The sequence below is a fragment of the Micromonospora sp. NPDC005197 genome (genome assembly GCF_040608295.1).
Taxonomy (GTDB): domain Bacteria; phylum Actinomycetota; class Actinomycetes; order Mycobacteriales; family Micromonosporaceae; genus Micromonospora.
On sequence record NZ_JBEXHY010000261.1, the window covers coordinates 1 to 2,133 of the forward strand.

The 2,133-nt window shown below is 69.6% G+C and carries 1 protein-coding gene and 1 pseudogene; both read left to right on the plus strand.

The features are described 5' to 3' along the window. A partial coding sequence (locus ABZU46_RS31675; RefSeq protein WP_354863364.1) for a molybdopterin-dependent oxidoreductase occupies positions 1 to 1,992 on the plus strand: 1,992 nt, incomplete at its 5' end. Then, positions 1,982 to 2,133: pseudogene (locus tag ABZU46_RS31680) on the plus strand (4Fe-4S ferredoxin); the annotation flags it as partial. The gene ABZU46_RS31675 and the pseudogene ABZU46_RS31680, both read left to right, overlap by 11 nt.

Below are 2,133 nucleotides of genomic sequence, written 5' to 3' on the forward strand. Positions count from 1 at the left end.
ATGCTGATCTACTCGGTGGGGTGGACGCAGCACAGTGTGGGCGTGCAGTACATCCGTACCGGGGCGATCATCCAGTTGCTGCTGGGCAACATGGGCCGTCCGGGTGGCGGGGTGATGGCCCTGCGCGGTCACGCCAGCATCCAGGGTTCGACGGACATCCCGACGCTGTTCAACCTGCTGCCCGGCTATTTGCCGATGCCGCACCACGCCGACCACCCGACCTTCGGCGAGTGGGTGGACAGCATCCGGCACCCCGGCCAGAAGGGCTTCTGGGGCAACGCCGAGTCGTTCGCCGCCAGCCTGCTCAAGGCGTACTGGGGTGACGCGGCGACGCCGGAGAACGACTACTGCTACGGCTACCTGCCCCGACTGACCGGTGACCACGGCACCTATCAGCAGGTGCTGGACATGATCGACGGGAAGATCAAGGGGTACTTCCTGCTCGGGCAGAACCCGGCGGTCGGCTCGGCGCACGGCCGGGCGCAGCGCCTGGGCATGGCCAACCTGGACTGGCTGGTCGTGCGCGACCTGTTCATGATCGAGAGTGCGACCTTCTGGCAGAACGGCCCCGAGGTGGCCACCGGCGAGATCGTGCCCGAGGAGTGTCGCACCGAGGTGTTCTTCCTGCCCGCCGCCTCGCACGTCGAGAAGGAGGGCACGTTCACCCAGACGCAGCGGTTGTTGCAGTGGCGGGAGAAGGCCGTCGAGCCGCCGGGCGACGCCCGCTCCGAGCTGTGGTTCTTCTACCACCTCGGCCGCAAGCTGCGGGAGAAGCTGGCCGACTCGACGCTGCCGCGTGACCGTGCGCTGCTCGACCTCACCTGGGACTACCCCACGCACGGTCCGCACGCCGAGCCGAGCGCCGAGTCGGTCCTGCGGGAGATCAACGGGTACGACGTGACGACCGGCCGTCCGTTGTCCAGTTTTGCCGAGGCCCGTGCGGACGGCTCCACCGCGATCGGCTGCTGGATCTACACCGGCGTGTACGCCGACGGCGTCAACCAGGCCGCCCGCCGCAAGTCCCGACACGAGCAGGACTGGGTGGCCGCCGAGTGGGGCTGGGCCTGGCCGGCGAACCGCCGCATCCTCTACAACCGCGCCTCGGCCGACCCGGACGGCAACCCGTGGAGTGAACGCAAACGCTACGTGTGGTGGGACGCGGAGAAGGCCGAGTGGACCGGCTACGACGTGCCGGACTTCGAGAAGACCAAGCCTCCGTCGTACCGGCCGCCGGCCGGCGCGTCCGGGCCGGCGGGGATCGCCGGCGACGATCCGTTCGTCATGCAGGGCGACGGCAAGGGCTGGCTCTACGCGCCCAGCGGCGTGCTGGACGGGCCGCTGCCGACGCACTACGAGCCGGTCGAGTCGCCGGTGCGCAACCCGCTCTACCGGCAGCAGGCCAACCCGACCCGCAAGTCGTACGCGCACCCGGTGAACTCGGTCAACCCGAGCCCGCCCGAGGAACACAGCCAGGTCTTCCCGTACGTGTTCACGGTCAGCCGGCTCACCGAGCACCACACCGCCGGTGGGATGAGCCGCACGGTGCGCCCACTGGCCGAGTTGCAGCCGGAGATGTTCGTCGAGGTGTCGCCCGAGTTGGCCGCCGAGGCCGGGTTGGCGCATCTGGGGTGGGCGCACCTGGTCAGCGGGCGCGCGGTGATCGAGGCGAAGGTGCTGGTGACCGATCGACTCACGCCGCTGCGGGTCGACGGTCGGATCATCCACCAGCTGTGGCTGCCGTACCACTTCGGTTACGAGGGTCTGGTCACCGGCGACTCGGCCAACGACCTGTTCGGCATCACCCTCGACCCCAACGTCCTCATCCAGGAGAGCAAGATCGGTACCTGTGACGTCCGGTCGGGCCGCCGGCCCACCGGGACGGCGTTGCTCGACCTGGTCGCCGACTACCAGCGGCGGGCCGGGATCACACCGGGCGGACACGCGCCGGCCGTCACCACCGACCAGGACGTGGAGGGGCGCGATGGCTCCTGACCCGAACAGCCTCTACGGGCCGCTCGATCCGGCGCCGGACGCCGGTTATGTGGACGCGCCGCCGCGGATGGGGTTCTTCACCGACACGAGCGTGTGTATCGGGTGCAAGGCGTGCGAGGTGGCCTGCAAGGAGTGGAACGG